The sequence below is a fragment of the Kluyvera intermedia genome (assembly GCF_021440345.1).
GTDB lineage: Bacteria > Pseudomonadota > Gammaproteobacteria > Enterobacterales > Enterobacteriaceae > Kluyvera > Kluyvera intermedia_A.
In genome coordinates this window covers 123,386-141,862 of sequence record NZ_JAKCNS010000039.1, presented here as the reverse complement: position 1 = coordinate 141,862, position 18,477 = coordinate 123,386, and the positions used below count along the sequence as shown (strand labels likewise).

General features: G+C 55.1%; 16 protein-coding genes. All 16 read left to right on the top strand.

Annotated elements, in window-relative coordinates; translation table 11 throughout:
• A partial coding sequence (gene leuO, locus LZ634_RS12155; RefSeq protein ID WP_234505324.1) for a transcriptional regulator LeuO occupies positions 1-582 on the top strand: 582 nt, incomplete at its 5' end.
• Between the two features lie 393 nt (positions 583-975).
• On the top strand, positions 976-2,700 hold the full coding sequence (gene ilvI / locus LZ634_RS12150) for an acetolactate synthase 3 large subunit (protein WP_234505323.1): 1,725 nt from the start codon (positions 976-978) through the stop codon (positions 2,698-2,700).
• 2 nt (positions 2,701-2,702) lie between these two features.
• A complete protein-coding gene (gene ilvN, locus LZ634_RS12145; RefSeq protein ID WP_061282266.1) occupies positions 2,703-3,194 on the top strand; it encodes an acetolactate synthase small subunit in 492 nt (163 codons plus the stop codon).
• Between the two features lie 146 nt (positions 3,195-3,340).
• Positions 3,341-4,345 (top strand): catabolite repressor/activator, encoded by a 1,005-nt coding sequence (cra, locus tag LZ634_RS12140; RefSeq protein WP_234505321.1) that lies wholly within the window; start codon positions 3,341-3,343, stop codon positions 4,343-4,345.
• Between the two features lie 594 nt (positions 4,346-4,939).
• Complete coding sequence (gene mraZ, locus LZ634_RS12135; protein ID WP_052283047.1) at positions 4,940-5,398, top strand: division/cell wall cluster transcriptional repressor MraZ; 459 nt, start codon at positions 4,940-4,942, stop codon at positions 5,396-5,398.
• 2 nt (positions 5,399-5,400) lie between these two features.
• Positions 5,401-6,342: a 16S rRNA (cytosine(1402)-N(4))-methyltransferase RsmH gene (rsmH, locus tag LZ634_RS12130; protein ID WP_234505319.1), complete on the top strand. Its 942-nt coding sequence runs from the start codon at positions 5,401-5,403 to the stop codon at positions 6,340-6,342.
• The gene (ftsL, locus tag LZ634_RS12125) at positions 6,339-6,704 is read left to right on the top strand and encodes a cell division protein FtsL (RefSeq protein WP_061282273.1); all 366 of its coding nucleotides are present in this window, start codon (positions 6,339-6,341) and stop codon (positions 6,702-6,704) included. Before rsmH ends, ftsL begins: the two co-directional genes overlap by 4 nt.
• 15 nt (positions 6,705-6,719) lie before the next feature.
• Positions 6,720-8,486 (top strand): peptidoglycan glycosyltransferase FtsI, encoded by a 1,767-nt coding sequence (locus tag LZ634_RS12120; RefSeq protein WP_234505317.1) that lies wholly within the window; start codon positions 6,720-6,722, stop codon positions 8,484-8,486.
• Complete coding sequence (gene murE / locus LZ634_RS12115; protein ID WP_234505315.1) at positions 8,473-9,960, top strand: UDP-N-acetylmuramoyl-L-alanyl-D-glutamate--2,6-diaminopimelate ligase; 1,488 nt, start codon at positions 8,473-8,475, stop codon at positions 9,958-9,960. Before LZ634_RS12120 ends, murE begins: the two co-directional genes overlap by 14 nt.
• Complete coding sequence (gene murF / locus LZ634_RS12110) at positions 9,957-11,315, top strand: UDP-N-acetylmuramoyl-tripeptide--D-alanyl-D-alanine ligase (RefSeq protein ID WP_234505312.1); 1,359 nt, start codon at positions 9,957-9,959, stop codon at positions 11,313-11,315. Before murE ends, murF begins: the two co-directional genes overlap by 4 nt.
• Positions 11,309-12,391 carry a phospho-N-acetylmuramoyl-pentapeptide-transferase gene (gene mraY, locus LZ634_RS12105; RefSeq protein WP_234505309.1) on the top strand — a complete coding sequence of 361 codons (1,083 nt, stop codon included), beginning with the start codon at positions 11,309-11,311 and terminating at the stop codon, positions 12,389-12,391. The genes murF and mraY overlap by 7 nt, the downstream gene beginning before the upstream one ends.
• Positions 12,392-12,393: 2 nt before the next feature.
• A complete protein-coding gene (gene murD / locus LZ634_RS12100; RefSeq protein WP_234505306.1) occupies positions 12,394-13,710 on the top strand; it encodes a UDP-N-acetylmuramoyl-L-alanine--D-glutamate ligase in 1,317 nt (438 codons plus the stop codon).
• Positions 13,710-14,969, top strand: a complete 1,260-nt coding sequence (gene ftsW / locus LZ634_RS12095; RefSeq protein ID WP_234505303.1) for a cell division protein FtsW — start codon at positions 13,710-13,712, stop codon at positions 14,967-14,969. Before murD ends, ftsW begins: the two co-directional genes overlap by 1 nt.
• Positions 14,966-16,033 carry an undecaprenyldiphospho-muramoylpentapeptide beta-N-acetylglucosaminyltransferase gene (gene murG / locus LZ634_RS12090; protein WP_234505300.1) on the top strand — a complete coding sequence of 356 codons (1,068 nt, stop codon included), beginning with the start codon at positions 14,966-14,968 and terminating at the stop codon, positions 16,031-16,033. The genes ftsW and murG overlap by 4 nt, the downstream gene beginning before the upstream one ends.
• A gap of 54 nt (positions 16,034-16,087) precedes the next feature.
• The gene (gene murC, locus LZ634_RS12085; RefSeq protein ID WP_234505298.1) at positions 16,088-17,563 is read left to right on the top strand and encodes a UDP-N-acetylmuramate--L-alanine ligase; all 1,476 of its coding nucleotides are present in this window, start codon (positions 16,088-16,090) and stop codon (positions 17,561-17,563) included.
• Positions 17,556-18,476 (top strand): D-alanine--D-alanine ligase, encoded by a 921-nt coding sequence (locus tag LZ634_RS12080; protein ID WP_234505296.1) that lies wholly within the window; start codon positions 17,556-17,558, stop codon positions 18,474-18,476. Before murC ends, LZ634_RS12080 begins: the two co-directional genes overlap by 8 nt.
• The last annotated feature ends 1 nt before the right edge of the window (position 18,477 follow it).

Genomic DNA, 18,477 nt, shown 5'->3' with positions numbered 1-18,477 from the left:
AGTTGGCAGCATCACCCAATTGTTCTCAATAAAGTACATACCGTTGCTCCGCATATTCATATGGTATTTAAATCAGCGTTAAACCAAAATACCGAGCATCAGCTTCGCTACCAGGAAATTGAATTCGTTCTGGGTTATGAAGAGTTCCGCCGTCCTGAGTTTGCCTGCGTGCCATTATTTAATGATGAAATGGTACTGGTCGCCAGTAAAAAACATCCACGCATTAATGGCCCGATGTCAGAAGCCAGCGTTTATCAGGAAGAACATGCAGTCGTTTCTCTGGATCGTTATGCATCATTCAGCCAGCCGTGGTATGACACGGTGGATAAACAAAATCGTATTGCTTATCAGGGTATGGCGTTAATTAGCGTATTGAATGTCGTTTCTCAAACACATCTGGTCGCCGTTGCTCCGCGCCGTCTGGCAGAAGAGTTCTCTGAACAGCTAGGCCTACAGATTCTACCGTTGCCAATGAAGCTAAATAGCCGTACCTGCTATCTTTCCTGGCATGAGGCCGCTGGCCGGGATAAAGGTCATCAGTGGATGGAAGAACTGCTGATTAATGCCTGCCGCCAGCAGTAAGACGGATAAATAAATAGGGTGCCGCGGCATCCTATTTATTTTGCTAATTTTTAGTAATGCAAAATATTATTCTGTTGTTAAAGGTCAGCCTGACCGACGATAAAGTGAAAAATGCACGTTTTGCTGTAATGGTGCGTTTCACCCGAGTATCCACGCTATTCTTTGCTTATCGCTGAAGCAATCATCCATCATTTTTACTTTTCCCCTTATTTTTCCACTTATTAGTACCGGTTCTACTCTGGATGTGCGAATTGCCTGCCTTGTGGCGAGCGGTTATGTTAGGTCTTTACCGATAATGTAGCGCTGGCGGATGAGTTACGTGCCGTCGGCACATGGCCGCAGGAAAATGAGTTCCTCGACCATCAAGACGCAATACAAGCCTGGAGGCAAACCATGGAGATGTTATCTGGAGCCGAGATGGTCGTCCGATCGTTAATCGATCAGGGCGTAAAGCAGGTATTTGGCTACCCGGGAGGCGCGGTCCTCGATATTTATGATGCGCTACATACGGTTGGCGGTATTGACCACGTGCTGGTACGTCATGAGCAGGCGGCGGTGCATATGGCTGATGGCCTGGCGCGAGCAACGGGTGAAGTAGGGGTCGTGCTGGTAACATCCGGCCCAGGTGCGACGAATGCCATTACCGGAATTGCGACGGCCTATATGGACTCTATTCCGTTGGTAGTGCTATCCGGACAGGTGGCGACCTCGCTGATTGGCTACGATGCGTTTCAGGAGTGCGACATGGTCGGGATTTCACGCCCGGTGGTGAAGCACAGTTTCCTGGTCAAGCAGACCGAAGATATTCCCGGCGTCCTGAAAAAAGCATTCTGGTTAGCGGCCAGCGGTCGTCCAGGCCCGGTGGTTGTCGACCTGCCGAAAGATATTCTCAATGCGGCCAATAAAATGCCGTACGTCTGGCCGGATGCGGTCAGTATGCGCTCTTATAATCCAACCACCTCAGGGCATAAAGGGCAGATTAAGCGCGCGCTGCAGACGCTTATCGCGGCGAAAAAACCGGTGGTGTATGTCGGCGGCGGCGTGGTGAATGCCGAATGCCATGAACAACTGCGCACGTTAATCGAAAAACTCAACTTACCGGTCGCTTCATCATTGATGGGGCTGGGCGGCTTTCCGGCCACCCATCGACAGGCGCTGGGTATGCTGGGCATGCATGGTACCTATGAAGCGAACATGACCATGCATCACTCTGATGTGATTTTTGCCGTCGGTGTTCGTTTTGATGACCGCACGACCAACAACCTGGCGAAGTACTGCCCGGATGCCACCGTGTTGCATATCGATATCGATCCTACTTCGATCTCTAAAACGGTACCGGCGGATATTCCGATCGTCGGCGATGCGGGGCGGGTTCTCGATCAAATGCTGGAGCTTCTGGATCAAGAGAGTGCCGCCCAGCCGCTCGACGATATCCGCGACTGGTGGCAGCAGATTGAACAGTGGCGCGCACGCCAGTGCCTGAAATATGACACCCACAGCGAGCAGATTAAGCCTCAGGCGGTGGTTGAAACCATCTGGAAACTGACCAACGGCGACGCTTATGTGACCTCGGATGTTGGCCAACATCAGATGTTTGCCGCGCTGTACTACCCGTTTGATAAGCCACGCCGCTGGATTAACTCGGGCGGGCTCGGCACGATGGGCTTCGGGCTGCCAGCAGCGCTCGGCGTCAAAATGGCGCTGCCGGAAGCTACCGTGGTCTGCGTGACCGGCGACGGCAGCATTCAGATGAATATTCAGGAACTCTCTACTGCGTTGCAGTACGAGCTGCCGGTGCTGGTGCTGAATCTCAACAACGGCTATCTGGGGATGGTCAAGCAGTGGCAGGACATGATCTATTCTGGTCGCCACTCGCAGTCTTATATGCAATCGCTGCCGGATTTCGTCCGTCTGGCGGAAGCCTACGGCCATGTGGGGATCCGCATCACGGAACCGTCGGAGCTTGAGAGCAAGCTGGCGGAGGCGCTGGAACAGGTGCGCAACAATCGCCTGGTGTTCGTTGACGTTTGCGTCGACGGGAGCGAGCACGTCTACCCTATGCAGATTCGCGGGGGATCGATGGACGAGATGTGGCTGAGTAAAACGGAGAGAACCTGATTATGCGCCGGATATTATCTGTATTGCTGGAAAACGAGTCCGGTGCGCTGTCGCGCGTGATTGGGCTTTTCTCACAACGTGGTTACAACATAGAAAGTCTGACGGTTGCACCCACGGATGACCCCACGCTTTCACGTATGACCATCCAGACGGTTGGCGATGAAAAGACCATTGAGCAAATTGAAAAGCAGCTGCATAAGCTGGTGGACGTGCTGCGGGTCACTGAGCTTGGGCAGGGCGGGCACGTTGAGCGCGAAATCATGCTGGTGAAGGTTCAGGCCAGTGGCTATGGCCGTGACGAGGTGAAACGGAACACAGAGATCTTCCGTGGGCAGATAATCGACGTTACGCCATCGCTTTATACCGTGCAGTTGGTCGGTACCAGCGACAAGCTGGATGCATTCCTCGCTTCGCTGCGTGACGTCGCCAGAATTGTGGAAGTGGCACGCTCCGGGGTGGTGGGATTATCACGCGGTGACAAGATTATGCGTTAGCCTGGATCTCATCGCTTTATCGTAGCCCGGCAAGACGTCGGGCTTTTTTTTGCGAAATCAGCATGAAGTGCGAAGAAAAGCTATTGCCGATGAGATCATTCTGCGCTTAGATGTTACGGATTATACTTATAAAGCAAGGGGCAATTGTGAAACTGGATGAGATCGCCCGGCTTGCCGGTGTTTCCCGAACCACCGCCAGCTATGTGATTAACGGCAAAGCGAAACAGTATCGCGTGAGCGATAAGACTGTCGAAAAAGTGATGGCGGTGGTGCGTGAGCACAACTACCACCCTAACGCGGTTGCCGCCGGTCTGCGTGCAGGACGCACGCGTTCTATTGGTTTAGTGATTCCAGACCTGGAGAATACCAGCTATACCCGCATCGCCAACTATCTTGAGCGGCAGGCGCGCCAGCGTGGCTATCAGCTGCTGATCGCCTGTTCGGAAGACCAGCCGGATAACGAAATGCGCTGCATCGAGCATCTGTTGCAACGCCAGGTTGACGCCATTATCGTTTCCACCTCTCTGCCGCCGGAACACCCTTTCTACCAGCGCTGGGCCAACGACACATTCCCAATCGTCGCGCTTGACCGTGCTCTCGATCGTGAACACTTCACCAGCGTGGTGGGTGCCGATCAGGACGATGCGGAAATGCTTGCCGCCGAGCTGCGCACCTTCCCGGCAGAAACCGTACTTTATCTTGGTGCGTTGCCGGAGTTGTCGGTGAGCTATCTGCGCGAACAGGGATTCCGAACTGCCTGGAAAGACGATCCGCGCGAGGTTAATTTCCTCTACGCCAACAGCTACGAACGCGAAGCGTCGGCGGTGCTGTTTGAGAAGTGGCTGGAAACGCATCCGATGCCGCAGGCATTATTCACCACCTCATTTGCGCTGTTGCAGGGGGTTATGGACGTGACGCTGCGCCGTGAAGGCAAGTTGCCGACCGACCTTGCCATTGCGACCTTCGGCGATCATGAGCTGCTCGATTTCTTACAGTGCCCGGTGCTGGCGGTTGCTCAGCGCCACCGCGATGTAGCTGAACGTGTGCTGGAAATTGTGCTGGCGAGCCTCGATGAACCGCGTAAACCAAAGCCTGGATTAAGTCGTATTCGCCGTAATCTTTATCGTCGCGGGAGTTTGAGCCGTCGGTAATCATTTCGCGATGAAGGTGGCAATAGGCTGCCTTCATCGTGCAAAACATTATTCCAGTGTGGATATTCAGATAATTCCTTATTTTTTCTTAGCCTTCTATTTAATTCCCCTCTTTTTCGATTTTCGGACGTTTATTATTGTGAACGCAAAGTAAAATTATATTATTTGTGTATTATTTTGTTACATTCTCCCGGCAGATCGCCGAAATAACAAACACTTCTTCGCTGACCTACCAGAATGGGGTCACTGTCGCATTTGAAATCCTCGCAAGGGCGCGCCACAAGGACTGTTAACGAACAGCAGAATGTCCTAAAATGCCGCTCGCGTCGCAAACTGACACTTTATAAATTCTTTTGATGATATTAAGTCGCGTTAACACGTTGTGAATCTGTCTGTATTTTTCTTGCGGGTATTCATGACGTTAATTTGCCTCGTCGGTTGGATAAATTTTAATCAGGGCTATTGTCGTCCGTAAATAACGCTATTTTGGACTCTGTTGGCATTCATGCTGGCTTGACAAGCTTTTCCTCTGCTCCGTAAACTCCTTAAAGTGGGAATTTGTGGGGCAAAGTGGTAATTAGGGGAGAGGCTGGCATGTTCCGAGGGGCAACGTTAGTCAATCTTGACAGCAAAGGGCGTTTAGCCGTCCCTGTCCGATATCGGGACATGCTGCTCGAGAGCGCTACCGGTCAAATGGTTTGTACCATTGACATCCATCACCCCTGCCTGCTGCTTTATCCTCTGCCCGAGTGGGAAATTATCGAGCAAAAGTTATCGCGTTTGTCGAGCATGAATCCCGTTGAGCGCCGCGTACAGCGGTTGTTGTTGGGACATGCCAGCGAATGTCAGATGGATAATGCCGGGCGATTATTGATTGCGCCGGTTTTACGGCAACATGCCGGGTTGACCAAAGAAGTGATGCTGGTCGGGCAGTTCAACAAATTTGAACTGTGGGATGAAACGGCCTGGTATCAACGGGTCAAGGAAGATATCGACGCTGAGCAATCTGCTTCAGGGGCGCTGTCGGAGCGATTGCAGGATTTGTCCTTATAAATATGATGGAAAATTTTAAACATACTTCTGTACTGCTGGATGAAGCCGTTAACGGCCTGAATATTCGTCCAGACGGTATCTATATTGATGGCACCTTTGGCCGCGGCGGTCACTCGCGTCTCATTCTCTCGCAGCTTGGCGAGCAGGGACGCCTTATCGCGATCGACCGCGATCCTGAAGCGATTGCGGTGGCAAAGACCATTGATGATCCGCGTTTTTCCATCGTGCATGGCCCTTTCTCTGCGCTGGCGGACTACGTCGCCGAGCGCGATCTTGTCGGCAAGATCGACGGTATTCTTCTCGATCTTGGCGTTTCTTCACCGCAGCTTGATGACGCCGAGCGCGGCTTCTCCTTTATGCGTGACGGTCCGCTGGATATGCGTATGGACCCAACGCGCGGTCAGTCGGCGGCCGAATGGCTGCAAACGGCCGAAGAAGCCGATATCGCCTGGGTGATTAAAACCTTCGGCGAAGAGCGTTTTGGCAAACGTATTGCCCGCGCGATTGTTGATCGCAACCGTATTGAACCGATGACGCGGACCAAAGAGCTGGCGGAAGTGATCGCCGCCGCGATGCCGGTGAAAGACAAGTTCAAACACCCCGCAACCCGTACCTTCCAGGCGGTGCGTATTTGGGTGAATAGTGAGCTGGAAGAGATAGAGCAGGCGCTAAAAAGCTCGCTTGGCGTGCTGGCCCCGGGTGGGCGGCTTTCAATCATCAGCTTCCATTCGCTGGAAGACCGCATTGTGAAACGCTTTATGCGTGAACAAAGCCGCGGTCCTCAGGTTCCGGCGGGGATCCCGATGACTGAAGAGCAACTCAGGAAACTGGGTGGCCGTCATTTACGAGCGCTAGGCAAGTTGATGCCGGGCGAAGAAGAAGTGGCTGAGAATCCACGTGCTCGTAGTTCAGTGCTGCGTATTGCAGAGAGGACGAACGCATGATCGGCAGAGTGACAGAAACCCTAAGCAAAATTACCGGGTCGTTAGGAAATGGCGAACGTCATGCCTTGCCTGGCGTTATTCGCGACGACCTTTTGCAGTACGGGAAGCTGCCACTCTGTCTGTTCATTTGCATTATTGTTACGGCGGTAACGGTGGTGACGACCGCTCACCATACTCGCCTGTTAACGGCCCAACGTGAACAGTTGGTGCTGGAGCGCGATGCGTTGGACATTGAATGGCGAAACCTGATCCTCGAAGAGAATGCTCTTGGCGATCATAGCCGTGTCGAACGTATCGCTACAGATAAGTTGCAGATGCAACATGTTGATCCGTCAAAAGAAAACATTGTTGTACAGAAATAAGGATTATTGCAACGCATGAAACCGGCGGCAAAAACGCTTAAACCGAAACGTCAGGAAGAACAGGCCAACTTTATCAGTTGGCGTTTTGCGTTGCTTTGCGGCTGTATTCTGATTGCATTGGGTTTCCTGCTGGGCCGTGTGGCCTGGCTACAGATCATCGCACCGGACATGCTGGTGCGTCAGGGTGACATGCGTTCTCTGCGCGTGCAGGAGGTCTCCACTTCTCGTGGGCTTATCACTGACCGTTCCGGTCGCCCCCTGGCGGTGAGCGTGCCGGTAAAAGCCATCTGGGCGGACCCAAAAGAACTGCATGAAGCCGGCGGTGTGGTGCTGAACAACCGCTGGAAGGCGCTGGCGGATGCGCTCAATATGCCGCTCGATCAGTTGGCATCACGCATCAACACCAACCCGCGGATGCGCTTTATCTATCTGGCTCGTCAGGTGAACCCTGATATGGCCGATTACATTAAAAAACTCAAGCTTCCCGGGATTTACCTGCGCGAAGAATCTCGCCGTTATTATCCTTCTGGCGAAGTGACCGCTCACTTAATTGGTTTCACCAACGTCGACAGTCAGGGGATTGAAGGGGTTGAGAAAAGCTTCGACAAGTGGCTCACCGGCCAGCCGGGCGAACGTATTGTGCGTAAAGACCGCTATGGCCGGGTTATCGAGGATATCTCCTCGACCGATAGCCAGGCTGCACACAACCTTGCGCTGAGCATCGACGAACGCCTGCAGGCACTGGTTTACCGCGAACTGAACAACGCCGTGGCGTTTAACAAAGCGGAATCCGGTAGTGCCGTGCTGGTTGACGTCAGCACCGGCGAAGTGCTGGCGATGGCCAACAGCCCGTCTTACAACCCGAATAACTTTACCGGCACGGCGAAAGACACCATGCGTAACCGGGCGATCACCGACGTGTTCGAGCCGGGTTCAACGGTAAAACCGATGGTCGTGATGACCGCGCTGCAGCGCGGTGTGGTACGTGAAAATACCGTACTGAATACCATCCCATATCGAATTAACGGTCACGAAATCAAAGACGTGGCACGTTACAGCGAATTGACCCTGACCGGGGTACTACAGAAGTCGAGTAACGTCGGTGTCTCCAAGCTGGCGTTAGCGATGCCCTCCTCAGCGTTAGTAGATACTTACTCACGTTTTGGACTGGGAAAAGCGACCAATTTGGGGTTGGTCGGGGAACGCAGTGGCTTATACCCTCAAAAACAACGGTGGTCTGACATAGAGAGGGCCACCTTCTCTTTCGGCTACGGGCTAATGGTAACGCCGTTACAGTTAGCGCGAGTCTACGCAACGATTGGCAGCTACGGTATCTACCGTCCTCTGTCGATTACCAAAGTTGACCCGCCGGTACCCGGCGAGCGCATCTTCCCGGAATCTATCGTTCGCACCGTCGTTCACATGATGGAAAGCGTGGCGCTGCCTGGCGGCGGCGGCGTGAAGGCGGCGATCAAAGGCTACCGTATCGCGATTAAAACCGGTACGGCGAAAAAGGTCGGTCCGGACGGGCGCTATATCAATAAATACATTGCTTACACCGCGGGCGTTGCGCCAGCCAGCCAGCCGCGTTTTGCGCTGGTGGTGGTCATCAACGACCCGCAGGCGGGTAAATACTACGGTGGCGCCGTTTCCGCGCCGGTCTTTGGGGCCATCATGGGCGGCGTACTGCGCACGATGAACATTGAACCGGATGCACTGGCAACGGGCGATAAAAGTGAATTTGTGACAAATCAAGGCGAGGGTTCAGGTGGCAGATCGTAATTTGCGCGACCTTCTTGCTCCGTGGGTGCCAAATGCGCCGGAGCGAGTACTGCGGGAGATGACGCTCGACAGCCGTGTGGCTGCATCGGGCGATCTGTTCGTAGCGGTAGTAGGTCATCAGGCGGACGGGCGTCGGTATATCCCGCAGGCAATTGCGCAGGGTGTCGCTGCGATTGTCGCCGAGGCAAAAGATGAAGCGACCGACGGTGAAATCCGCGAGATGCACGGCGTGCCGGTTATTTACCTCAGCCAATTAAATGAACGTTTATCGGCGCTGGCCGGGCGTTTTTATGCTGAACCGTCCGATAGTCTGCGCCTGATTGGCGTGACCGGTACTAACGGCAAAACCACCACCACACAGCTGATTGCGCAGTGGTGCCAGCTGCTGGGCGAAACCAGCGCGGTGATGGGTACCGTCGGTAATGGTCTGCTGGACAAAGTGATTCCTACAGAGAACACCACCGGTTCGGCGGTTGACGTCCAGCACGTGCTTTCTGGTCTGGTGGCGCAAGGCGCGACCATGGCAGCGATGGAAGTTTCTTCCCATGGTCTGGTGCAGCATCGCGTGGCGGCGCTTAAGTTTGCCGCCTCCGTGTTCACCAATCTCAGCCGCGATCACCTTGATTATCATGGTGATATGGAGCATTACGAAGCCGCGAAATGGTTGCTTTACTCCACTCACCATTGCGGTCAGGCGATTGTGAACGCCGATGATGAAGTGGGGCGTCGCTGGTTAGGTCGTTTGCCGGACGCCGTGGCCGTGTCGATGGAAGACCATATCAATCCGAACTGTCACGGGCGTTGGCTGAAAGCCGTCGACGTGAATTATCACGATAGCGGCGCGACGATTCGCTTCGAGTCGAGCTGGGGCGAAGGTGAAATTGAAAGCCGCCTGATGGGCGCGTTTAACGTCAGCAACCTGTTGCTGGCGCTAGCCACGCTGCTGGCGCTGGGCTATCCGCTGGCGGATTTGCTGAAAACCGCAGCCCGTCTGCAGCCTGTTTGTGGGCGTATGGAAGTGTTCAGCGCACCGGGTAAACCAACGGTGGTGGTGGATTACGCTCATACCCCGGATGCGCTGGAAAAAGCGCTGCAGGCAGCGCGTCTGCACTGTGTCGGCAAGCTGTGGTGCGTCTTTGGCTGCGGTGGAGATCGCGATAAAGGTAAACGTCCGTTGATGGGCGCGATTGCCGAAGAGTTCTCCGACATTGTGGTCGTCACCGACGACAACCCGCGTACCGAAGAGCCGCGAGCCATTATTAACGACATTCTGGCTGGCATGGTTGATGCTGGGCACGTGAAGGTAATGGAAGGCCGTGCCGAAGCGGTCACTAACGCCATCATGCAGGCGAACGACAACGATGTCGTGCTGCTGGCCGGTAAAGGCCATGAAGATTATCAAATTGTTGGCAACCGTCGTCTGGATTACTCAGACCGTATTACCGCAGCGCGTCTGCTGGGAGTGGTGGCATGATTGGCGTAACGCTTAGCCAGCTTTCCGGCGTACTGAACGGCGAGCTCCAGGGTGATGATTTGCTGATTGACGAAGTCACGACTGACACTCGAAAAATCACTCCGGGCTGCCTATTTGTGGCGCTGAAAGGCGAACGTTTTGACGCGCATGATTTTGCGCAAACGGCGAAAGACGCTGGTGCCGGTGCGCTGCTGGTCAGCCGTAAACTGGCTATCGACCTGCCACAACTGGTGGTGAGTGATACCCGTCTGGCATTTGGCGAACTGGCGGCCTGGGTTCGTAAGCAAGTGCCTGCTCGCGTGGTGGCGCTCACAGGTTCATCCGGTAAAACGTCGGTCAAAGAGATGACCGCCGCCATTCTGGCGCAGTGCGGCAACACACTGTATACCGCAGGTAATCTAAACAATGACATCGGCGTGCCGATGACATTACTTCGCCTGACGCCAGAACATCAGTTTGCGGTCATTGAGTTAGGGGCAAACCACCAGGGTGAAATCGCCTGGACCGTTGGGCTGACCCGTCCGGAAGCCGCGCTGGTGAATAATTTAGCCGCCGCGCATCTGGAAGGGTTTGGATCATTAGCGGGCGTGGCGAAGGCCAAAGGGGAAATCTTCTCTGGTCTGTCGGGCAGCGGCATTGCCATTCTGAATGCGGATAATAACGACTGGGAAAACTGGCAGCAGATTATTGGCGATCGCACCGTATGGCGCTTTTCGCCGAATGCGTCTGACAGCGATTTTAGCGCCTCTGACATCCGGATTACCGCGCAGGGCACCGTATTTACGCTGAACACGCCAAATGGCAGCGCAGAAGTTCTCCTGCCGCTGCCGGGCCGTCACAATATCGCCAATGCGCTAGCGGCAACCGCGCTGGCAACGGCGGTAGGTGCTGACTTAAATGCGGTGAAAGCCGGATTGTCGCAGCTTAAAGCGGTACCGGGGCGCCTGTTCCCGGTTCATCTGTCGGAAACCCAGCTACTGCTGGACGACTCCTACAATGCTAACGTCGGTTCAATGACCGCGGCGGTGCAGGTGCTGTCTGAAATGCCGGGCTACCGTGTGCTGGTTGTCGGCGATATGGCAGAACTGGGTGCGGAAAGCGAAGCTTGTCATATCCAGGTTGGTGAGGCTGCGAAAACGGCGGGCATCGACCGCGTACTGAGCGTCGGCAATTTAAGTCAGGCTATCAGTGAGGCCAGTGGGGCAGGGGAGCACTTCACCGATAAAGCATCGGCAATTGCTCGTCTTAATACGCTGATTAAAGAACATAAAACTATCACCATTCTGGTGAAAGGATCACGCAGTGCCGCCATGGAAGAGGTTGTACGCGCATTACAGGAGAACGGGACATGTTAGTATGGCTGGCCGAACATCTGGTCAAATATTATTCTGGCTTTAACGTCTTTTCCTACCTGACGTTTCGCGCCATCGTCAGCCTGCTGACCGCGCTGTTCATCTCTTTGTGGATGGGCCCGCGCATGATCGCCCGTCTGCAAAAAATGTCCTTCGGCCAGGTCGTGCGTAACGACGGCCCGGAATCCCACTTCAGCAAACGCGGCACCCCGACAATGGGCGGGATCATGATCCTCACCGCGATTGTTGTTTCCGTCCTGCTTTGGGCTTACCCATCTAATCCTTACGTCTGGTGCGTGCTGACGGTGCTTATCGGCTACGGCATTATCGGCTTCGTCGATGATTACCGCAAAGTTGTCCGCAAAGACACTAAGGGTCTGATTGCCCGCTGGAAGTATTTCTGGATGTCGGTAATTGCGCTGGGCGTGGCCTTTGCGCTGTACCTTGCGGGTAAAGACACACCGGCCACTGAGCTGGTGGTGCCGTTCTTTAAAGACGTCATGCCGCAGTTGGGACTGTTCTATATCCTGCTGGCCTATTTCGTTATCGTTGGTACCGGCAACGCGGTCAACCTGACCGATGGCTTAGATGGCCTGGCGATTATGCCGACCGTGTTCGTGGCGGCGGGCTTTGCGCTGGTGGCGTGGGCGAGCGGTAACATGAATTTTGCTAGCTACCTGCATATCCCTTATCTGCGACACGCGGGTGAGCTGGTGATCGTCTGTACGGCAATCGTCGGTGCGGGTTTAGGCTTCCTGTGGTTCAACACCTATCCGGCGCAAGTCTTCATGGGCGATGTCGGCTCTCTGGCTCTGGGCGGCGCGCTGGGTATTATCGCCGTGCTGCTGCGTCAGGAGTTCCTGCTGGTCATCATGGGCGGCGTCTTCGTAGTTGAAACTCTGTCGGTGATTCTGCAGGTTGGTTCCTTCAAGCTGCGCGGCCAGCGCATCTTCCGTATGGCACCGATTCATCACCACTATGAACTGAAAGGCTGGCCGGAACCACGCGTCATTGTGCGCTTCTGGATTATTTCGCTGATGCTGGTGCTGATTGGCCTGGCAACGCTGAAGGTACGTTAATCATGGCAGATTACCTGGGTAAAAACGTCGTCATTATTGGTCTTGGATTGACCGGGCTTTCCTGCGTGGATTTCTTCCTCGCGCAGAACGTCACGCCGCGCGTGATGGATACCCGAGCGACGCCACCCGGTCTGGATAAACTGCCGGAAACAGTAGAGCGTTACGTTGGTAGCCTGAATGAAGACTGGCTGATGGCGGCGGACCTTATCGTCGCAAGCCCTGGTATTGCGCTGGCGCATCCGGCGCTTTCCCGCGCAGCGGATGCCGGTATTGAAATTGTTGGCGACATCGAATTGTTCTGCCGTGAAGTGCAGGCACCGATTGTGACCATTACCGGCTCGAACGGTAAAAGTACCGTCACCACGCTGGTAGGTGAAATGGCGAAAGCGGCGGGCGTGAACGTTGGCGTGGGTGGCAACATAGGCCTGCCAGCATTAATGCTGTTGGACCCATCCCGCGAGCTGTATGTGCTTGAGCTTTCCAGCTTCCAGTTGGAAACCACCTCCAGCCTGCATGCCGCAGCCGCCACGATCCTCAACGTGACTGAAGATCACATGGATCGCTACCCGCTGGGCTTGCAGCAGTACCGGGCAGCGAAACTACGCGTCTATGAGAATGCCAAAGTTTGCGTGGTCAATGCCGATGACGGTCTGACCATGCCGGTACGCGGCGCGGACGAACGCTGCGTCAGCTTTGGCGTTGACGTGGGCGACTATCACCTTAACCGTCAGCAGGGGGAAACCTGGCTGCGCGTGAAGGGTGAAAAGGTCCTGAACGTCAAAGAGATGCCGCTCACCGGACAACATAACTACAGCAACGCCCTTGCGGCGCTGGCGCTGGCGGATGCTGTTGGCCTGCCGCGCGCGACGAACCTGAAAGCGTTAACCACCTTTACCGGGCTGGCCCACCGCTTCCAGATTGTGCTCGACCATAACGGCGTACGCTGGATTAACGACTCTAAAGCCACCAACGTCGGCAGTACTGAAGCGGCGTTAAACGGCCTGCACGTCGCAGGGACATTGCACCTGCTGCTGGGCGGTGATGGCAAATCAGCTGACTTCGCGCCGCTGCAGCGTTACCTGACTGGCGACAACATTCGACTGTACTGCTTTGGCCGTGACGGCGGGGAACTGGCCGCGCTGCGTCCGGAAATCGCGACGCAGACTGAAACTATGGAACAGGCTATGCGCCTGCTCGCACCGTTGGTGAAAAACGGCGATATGGTTCTGCTGTCACCTGCCTGCGCCAGCCTCGATCAGTTTAAAAGCTTTGAACAACGCGGCGACGTGTTTGCTCGTCTGGCGAAGGAGTTAGGTTGATGCGTGTTTCGCTCCCGCGCCTGAGACTGCCTCAACTGAGGCTGCCGCGTTTGCCGGGCATGCGCATCTTCGCATGGCTGTTTGCTGCGCTGAAAGGCTGGGTGATGGGGTCCCGGGATAAAGATTCCGACAGCCTGATAATGTACGACCGTATGCTGTTGTGGCTGACGCTGGGCCTCGCGGCAATTGGTTTTATCATGGTCACTTCGGCATCAATGCCGGTCGGCCAGCGTCTGGCGAACGATCCTTTCCTGTTCGCCAAGCGTGATGGGCTGTATCTGCTGTTGGCGCTCGGGTTATCGCTGATTACCTTGCGTCTGCCGATGGCGTTCTGGCAGCGGCACAGCACCTTCATGCTGATTGCCTCCATTGCTATGTTATTGATTGTATTGGTTGTCGGTAGTTCAGTTAACGGGGCATCACGTTGGATTGCTTTCGGCCCGCTGCGTATTCAGCCGGCCGAGCTGACCAAGCTGTCGCTGTTTTGCTATATCGCCAACTATTTGGTGCGTAAAGCCGATGAAGTGCGCAACAACCTGCGCGGTTTCTTAAAACCGATGGGCGTGATTTTCGTACTGGCTATTTTACTGCTGGCGCAGCCTGACTTAGGTACCGTGGTGGTGCTGTTCGTCACTACGCTGGCGATGCTGTTCCTGGCGGGCGCTAAGCTGTGGCAATTCATCGCCATTATCGGCATGGGGATTTCAGCGGTGGTGCTGTTGATCCTTGCCGAGCCGTACCGTATTCGCCGCGTGACCTCCTTCTGGAACCCGTGGGAAGACCCATTCGGCAGCGGCTACCAGCTGACGCAGTCGCTGATGGCTTTCGGCCGCGGCGAGATGTGGGGGCAAGGTCTGGGCAACTCGGTACAGAAACTGGAGTATCTGCCGGAGGCTCATACCGACTTCATCTTCGCTATCATCGGCGAGGAATTGGGTTATATCGGTGTGGTACTGGCCCTTTTAATGGTATTCTTCGTCGCTTTCCGCGCCATGTCCATCGGCCGTAAAGCGCTGGAGATCAACCAACGTTTTTCTGGCTTCCTGGCTTGCGCAATCGGCGTATGGTTCAGTTTCCAGGCGTTGGTCAACGTAGGGGCGGCGGCCGGTATGTTACCGACTAAAGGTCTGACCCTGCCGTTGATAAGCTACGGTGGCTCCAGTCTTCTGATTATGTCGACTGCGATTACGTTCTTATTACGTATTGATTATGAAACACGTCTGGAGAAAGCGCAGGCGTTTACCCGAGGTTCCCGATGAGCGGTCAAACAAAGCGGTTAATGGTGATGGCAGGCGGTACTGGCGGACATGTGTTCCCAGGACTGGCGGTTGCGCACCATTTAATGGATCAAGGCTGGCAGGTACGCTGGCTGGGAACCGCAGATCGTATGGAAGCTGACCTGGTGCCGAAACACGGCATCGAGATCGACTTCATTCATATTTCTGGGCTGCGTGGAAAAGGTCTGAAGGCGCTGCTGTTGGCACCTATGCGTATTTTTAACGCCTGGCGTCAGGCGCGCGCCATCATGAAACGCTTTAAGCCAGATGTGGTGCTGGGGATGGGCGGTTATGTTTCCGGGCCGGGTGGCCTGGCGGCGTGGTCGCTGGGTATTCCGGTAGTGCTGCATGAGCAGAACGGTATTGCTGGCCTGACCAACAAATGGTTGGCGAAAATCGCCAGCAAAGTGATGCAGGCATTCCCTGGCGCATTTGCCGATGCGGAAGTTGTCGGTAATCCGGTACGCGTTGACGTGCTGGCACTGCCGCTGCCGGAGCAGCGTCTGGTCGGCCGCGATGGTCCGATTCGTGTGCTGGTGGTGGGCGGTTCGCAGGGCGCACGTGTGTTAAACCAGACCGTGCCGCAGGTTGCAGCGCTGCTGGGCGATGCAGTCACTATCTGGCATCAGAGCGGTAAAGGTGGGCAGCAGACCGTTGAGCAGGCTTATGCCGATGCCGGTCAGCCGCAGCACAAAGTGACGGAATTTATTGATGACATGGCGGCGGCTTACGCGTGGGCCGACGTGGTGGTGTGCCGCTCCGGCGCGCTGACGGTCAGTGAAATTGCCGCGGCTGGTTTGCCGGCGATTTTTGTCCCGTTCCAGCATAAAGACCGGCAGCAGTACTGGAATGCGTTACCGCTGGAAAAAGCGGGCGCGGCAAAGATTTTTGAACAGCCCCAGTTTACCGCGCAAGCGGTCGCCGAAACGTTGGCTAGCTGGGACCGCGCAACCTTATTAGAGATGGCCGAACGCGCTCGCGCAGCGGCTATCCCGGACGCTACCGAGAGGGTAGCAAAAGAAGTGAGCCTGGCGGCAAAGGCTTAATCATCGCGGCGCATTTGCGTCGCCCGAATTTGTAGAAGTGATGGCGTTTAGAGAATGAATACACAACAACTGGCGAAACTGCGTTCTATCGTGCCCGAGATGCGTCGCGTCCGGCACATTCACTTTGTTGGCATCGGCGGAGCCGGTATGGGCGGTATTGCTGAAGTATTGGCTAACGAAGGGTATCAGATTAGCGGTTCCGATCTCGCGCCGAACCCGGTGACGCAGCAGTTGGCTCAATTGGGCGCCACCATTTATTTCAACCATCGCCCGGAAAATGTTCGCGATGCGAGCGTGGTTGTGGTTTCAACGGCTATTTCTGCCGATAACCCAGAAATCGTTGCGGCACATGAAGCGCGTATTCCTGTGATTCGTCGTGCGGAGATGCTGGCGGAGCTGATGCGTTTTCGTCACGGTATCGCGATTGCCGGGACACACGGTAAAACCACTACCACGGCGATGGTCTCTAGTATTTATGCGGAAGCCGGGCTGGACCCGACGTTTGTTAACGGCGGCCTAGTGAAGGCGGCGGGCGTGCATGCGCGTCTGGGCCACAGTCGTTATCTGATTGCGGAAGCCGACGAGAGCGATGCGTCGTTCCTGCATTTGCAGCCGATGGTGGCGATTGTCACCAACATCGAAGCCGACCATATGGATACCTACCAGGGCGACTTCGAAAATTTAAAACAGACATTTATTAATTTCCTGCACAATTTGCCGTTTTATGGCCGTGCGGTGATGTGTGTCGACGACCCGGTGATTCGCGAGCTGCTGCCGCGCGTAGGCCGTCAGACAACTACCTACGGTTTTAGCGATGACGCCGATGTACGGGTCGAAGACTACCAGCAGATTGGCCCACAGGGGCACTTCACGCTGGTGCGCCAGGAGAAAGAAAATCTGCGCGTAACGCTGAATGCGCCGGGCCGCCACAACGCGCTGAACGCCGCAGCGGCCGTTGCAGTTGCGACAGAAGAAGGCATTGAAGACGACGCGATTCTGCGCGCGCTGGAAAGTTTCCAGGGCACCGGTCGCCGCTTTGATTTCCTGGGTGAATTCCCGCTGGCTGATGTTAACGGTAAAGACGGCTCCGCAATGCTGGTGGACGACTACGGTCACCACCCAACGGAAGTGGATGCGACAATCAAAGCCGCACGCGCGGGCTGGCCAGATAAAAAACTGGTGATGGTATTCCAGCCGCACCGCTATACCCGTACACGCGATCTGTATGATGATTTTGCCCACGTGCTGACGCAGGTGGATGCGCTACTTATGCTGGACGTTTATCCGGCAGGGGAAGCACCAATCCCTGGCGCGGACAGCCGTTCGCTGTGCCGTACCATTCGCGGGCGTGGCAAAGTTGACCCGATTTTAATTTCCGATTCAGCCCTGGTCCCGGAAATGCTGGCATCGGTACTGACGGGTAATGATCTGGTCTTGATTCAGGGCGCGGGAAATATCGGTAAAATCGCGCGTAACTTAGCTGAAATCAAACTCAAGCCGCAAACTCAGGAGGAACCGCGTCATGGCTGATAAAATCGCGGTTCTTTTGGGGGGAACCTCAGCCGAACGTGAAGTCTCGCTCAACTCCGGGGCTGCGGTGCTGGCAGGTCTGCGTGAAGCAGGCGTTGACGCGTATGCGGTAGACCCGAAAGAGACTGATGTTACCCAGCTGAAAAATATGGGTTTTAAGAAAGCGTTTATTGCACTGCATGGTCGCGGCGGGGAAGATGGCACGCTGCAAGGGCTTCTGGAGCTGATTTCGCTGCCTTATACCGGTAGCGGCGTGATGGCATCGGCTATTTCCATGGATAAGCTGCGCAGTAAATTACTGTGGCAGGGCGCGGGTTTACCCGTTGCACCGTGGGTGGCGATAACGCGTGAAATGTTTGCTGATGGCCTGTCTGGCGAGGTTTTAGCGCAGGTCGCGGAGCTTGGTTTACCGCTTATCGTGAAGCCAAGTCGTGAAGGCTCCAGCGTCGGTATGTCGAAAGTCACTGAGAGTGACAAACTTGCCGCAGCGTTAACGCAGGCGTTTCAACATGATGACGAAGTTCTGGTGGAAAAATGGCTGAGTGGGCCGGAATTTACCGTAGCCGTGCTCGGTGAAGAAATTTTACCCTCAGTTCGCATCCAACCTGCTGGAACCTTCTATGATTATGAGGCGAAGTATCTCTCTGATGAGACAAAATATTTCTGCCCTGGTTGTGAGGAACCAAGCCAGGAAGCGGCAATGCAGTCTCTGGTACTGAAAGCCTGGAAAGTTTTAGGTTGTCGTGGCTGGGGACGTATAGATGTAATGCAGGACAACGACGGGCAATATTATCTGCTGGAAGCGAATACGTCTCCAGGGATGACCAGCCATAGTCTGGTGCCGATGGCGGCGCGACAAGCGGGAATGAGCTTCTCGCAGCTGGTAGTACGAATTCTGGACCTGGCGGGGTGAT

What these genes read in the sequence shown, in the direction of transcription:
- murF (WP_234505312.1), top strand. Translation starts at nt 9,957, where the DNA reads ATGATTGGCGTAACGCTTAGCCAGCTTTCCGGCGTACTGAACGGCGAG.
- mraY (WP_234505309.1), top strand. Translation starts at nt 11,309, where the DNA reads ATGTTAGTATGGCTGGCCGAACATCTGGTCAAATATTATTCTGGCTTT.
- mraZ (WP_052283047.1), top strand. Translation starts at nt 4,940, where the DNA reads ATGTTCCGAGGGGCAACGTTAGTCAATCTTGACAGCAAAGGGCGTTTA.
- ilvN (WP_061282266.1), top strand. Translation starts at nt 2,703, where the DNA reads ATGCGCCGGATATTATCTGTATTGCTGGAAAACGAGTCCGGTGCGCTG.
- murG (WP_234505300.1), top strand. Translation starts at nt 14,966, where the DNA reads ATGAGCGGTCAAACAAAGCGGTTAATGGTGATGGCAGGCGGTACTGGC.
- murD (WP_234505306.1), top strand. Translation starts at nt 12,394, where the DNA reads ATGGCAGATTACCTGGGTAAAAACGTCGTCATTATTGGTCTTGGATTG.
- rsmH (WP_234505319.1), top strand. Translation starts at nt 5,401, where the DNA reads ATGATGGAAAATTTTAAACATACTTCTGTACTGCTGGATGAAGCCGTT.
- ftsW (WP_234505303.1), top strand. Translation starts at nt 13,710, where the DNA reads ATGCGTGTTTCGCTCCCGCGCCTGAGACTGCCTCAACTGAGGCTGCCG.
- LZ634_RS12080 (WP_234505296.1), top strand. Translation starts at nt 17,556, where the DNA reads ATGGCTGATAAAATCGCGGTTCTTTTGGGGGGAACCTCAGCCGAACGT.
- LZ634_RS12120 (WP_234505317.1), top strand. Translation starts at nt 6,720, where the DNA reads ATGAAACCGGCGGCAAAAACGCTTAAACCGAAACGTCAGGAAGAACAG.
- murC (WP_234505298.1), top strand. Translation starts at nt 16,088, where the DNA reads ATGAATACACAACAACTGGCGAAACTGCGTTCTATCGTGCCCGAGATG.
- ilvI (WP_234505323.1), top strand. Translation starts at nt 976, where the DNA reads ATGGAGATGTTATCTGGAGCCGAGATGGTCGTCCGATCGTTAATCGAT.
- ftsL (WP_061282273.1), top strand. Translation starts at nt 6,339, where the DNA reads ATGATCGGCAGAGTGACAGAAACCCTAAGCAAAATTACCGGGTCGTTA.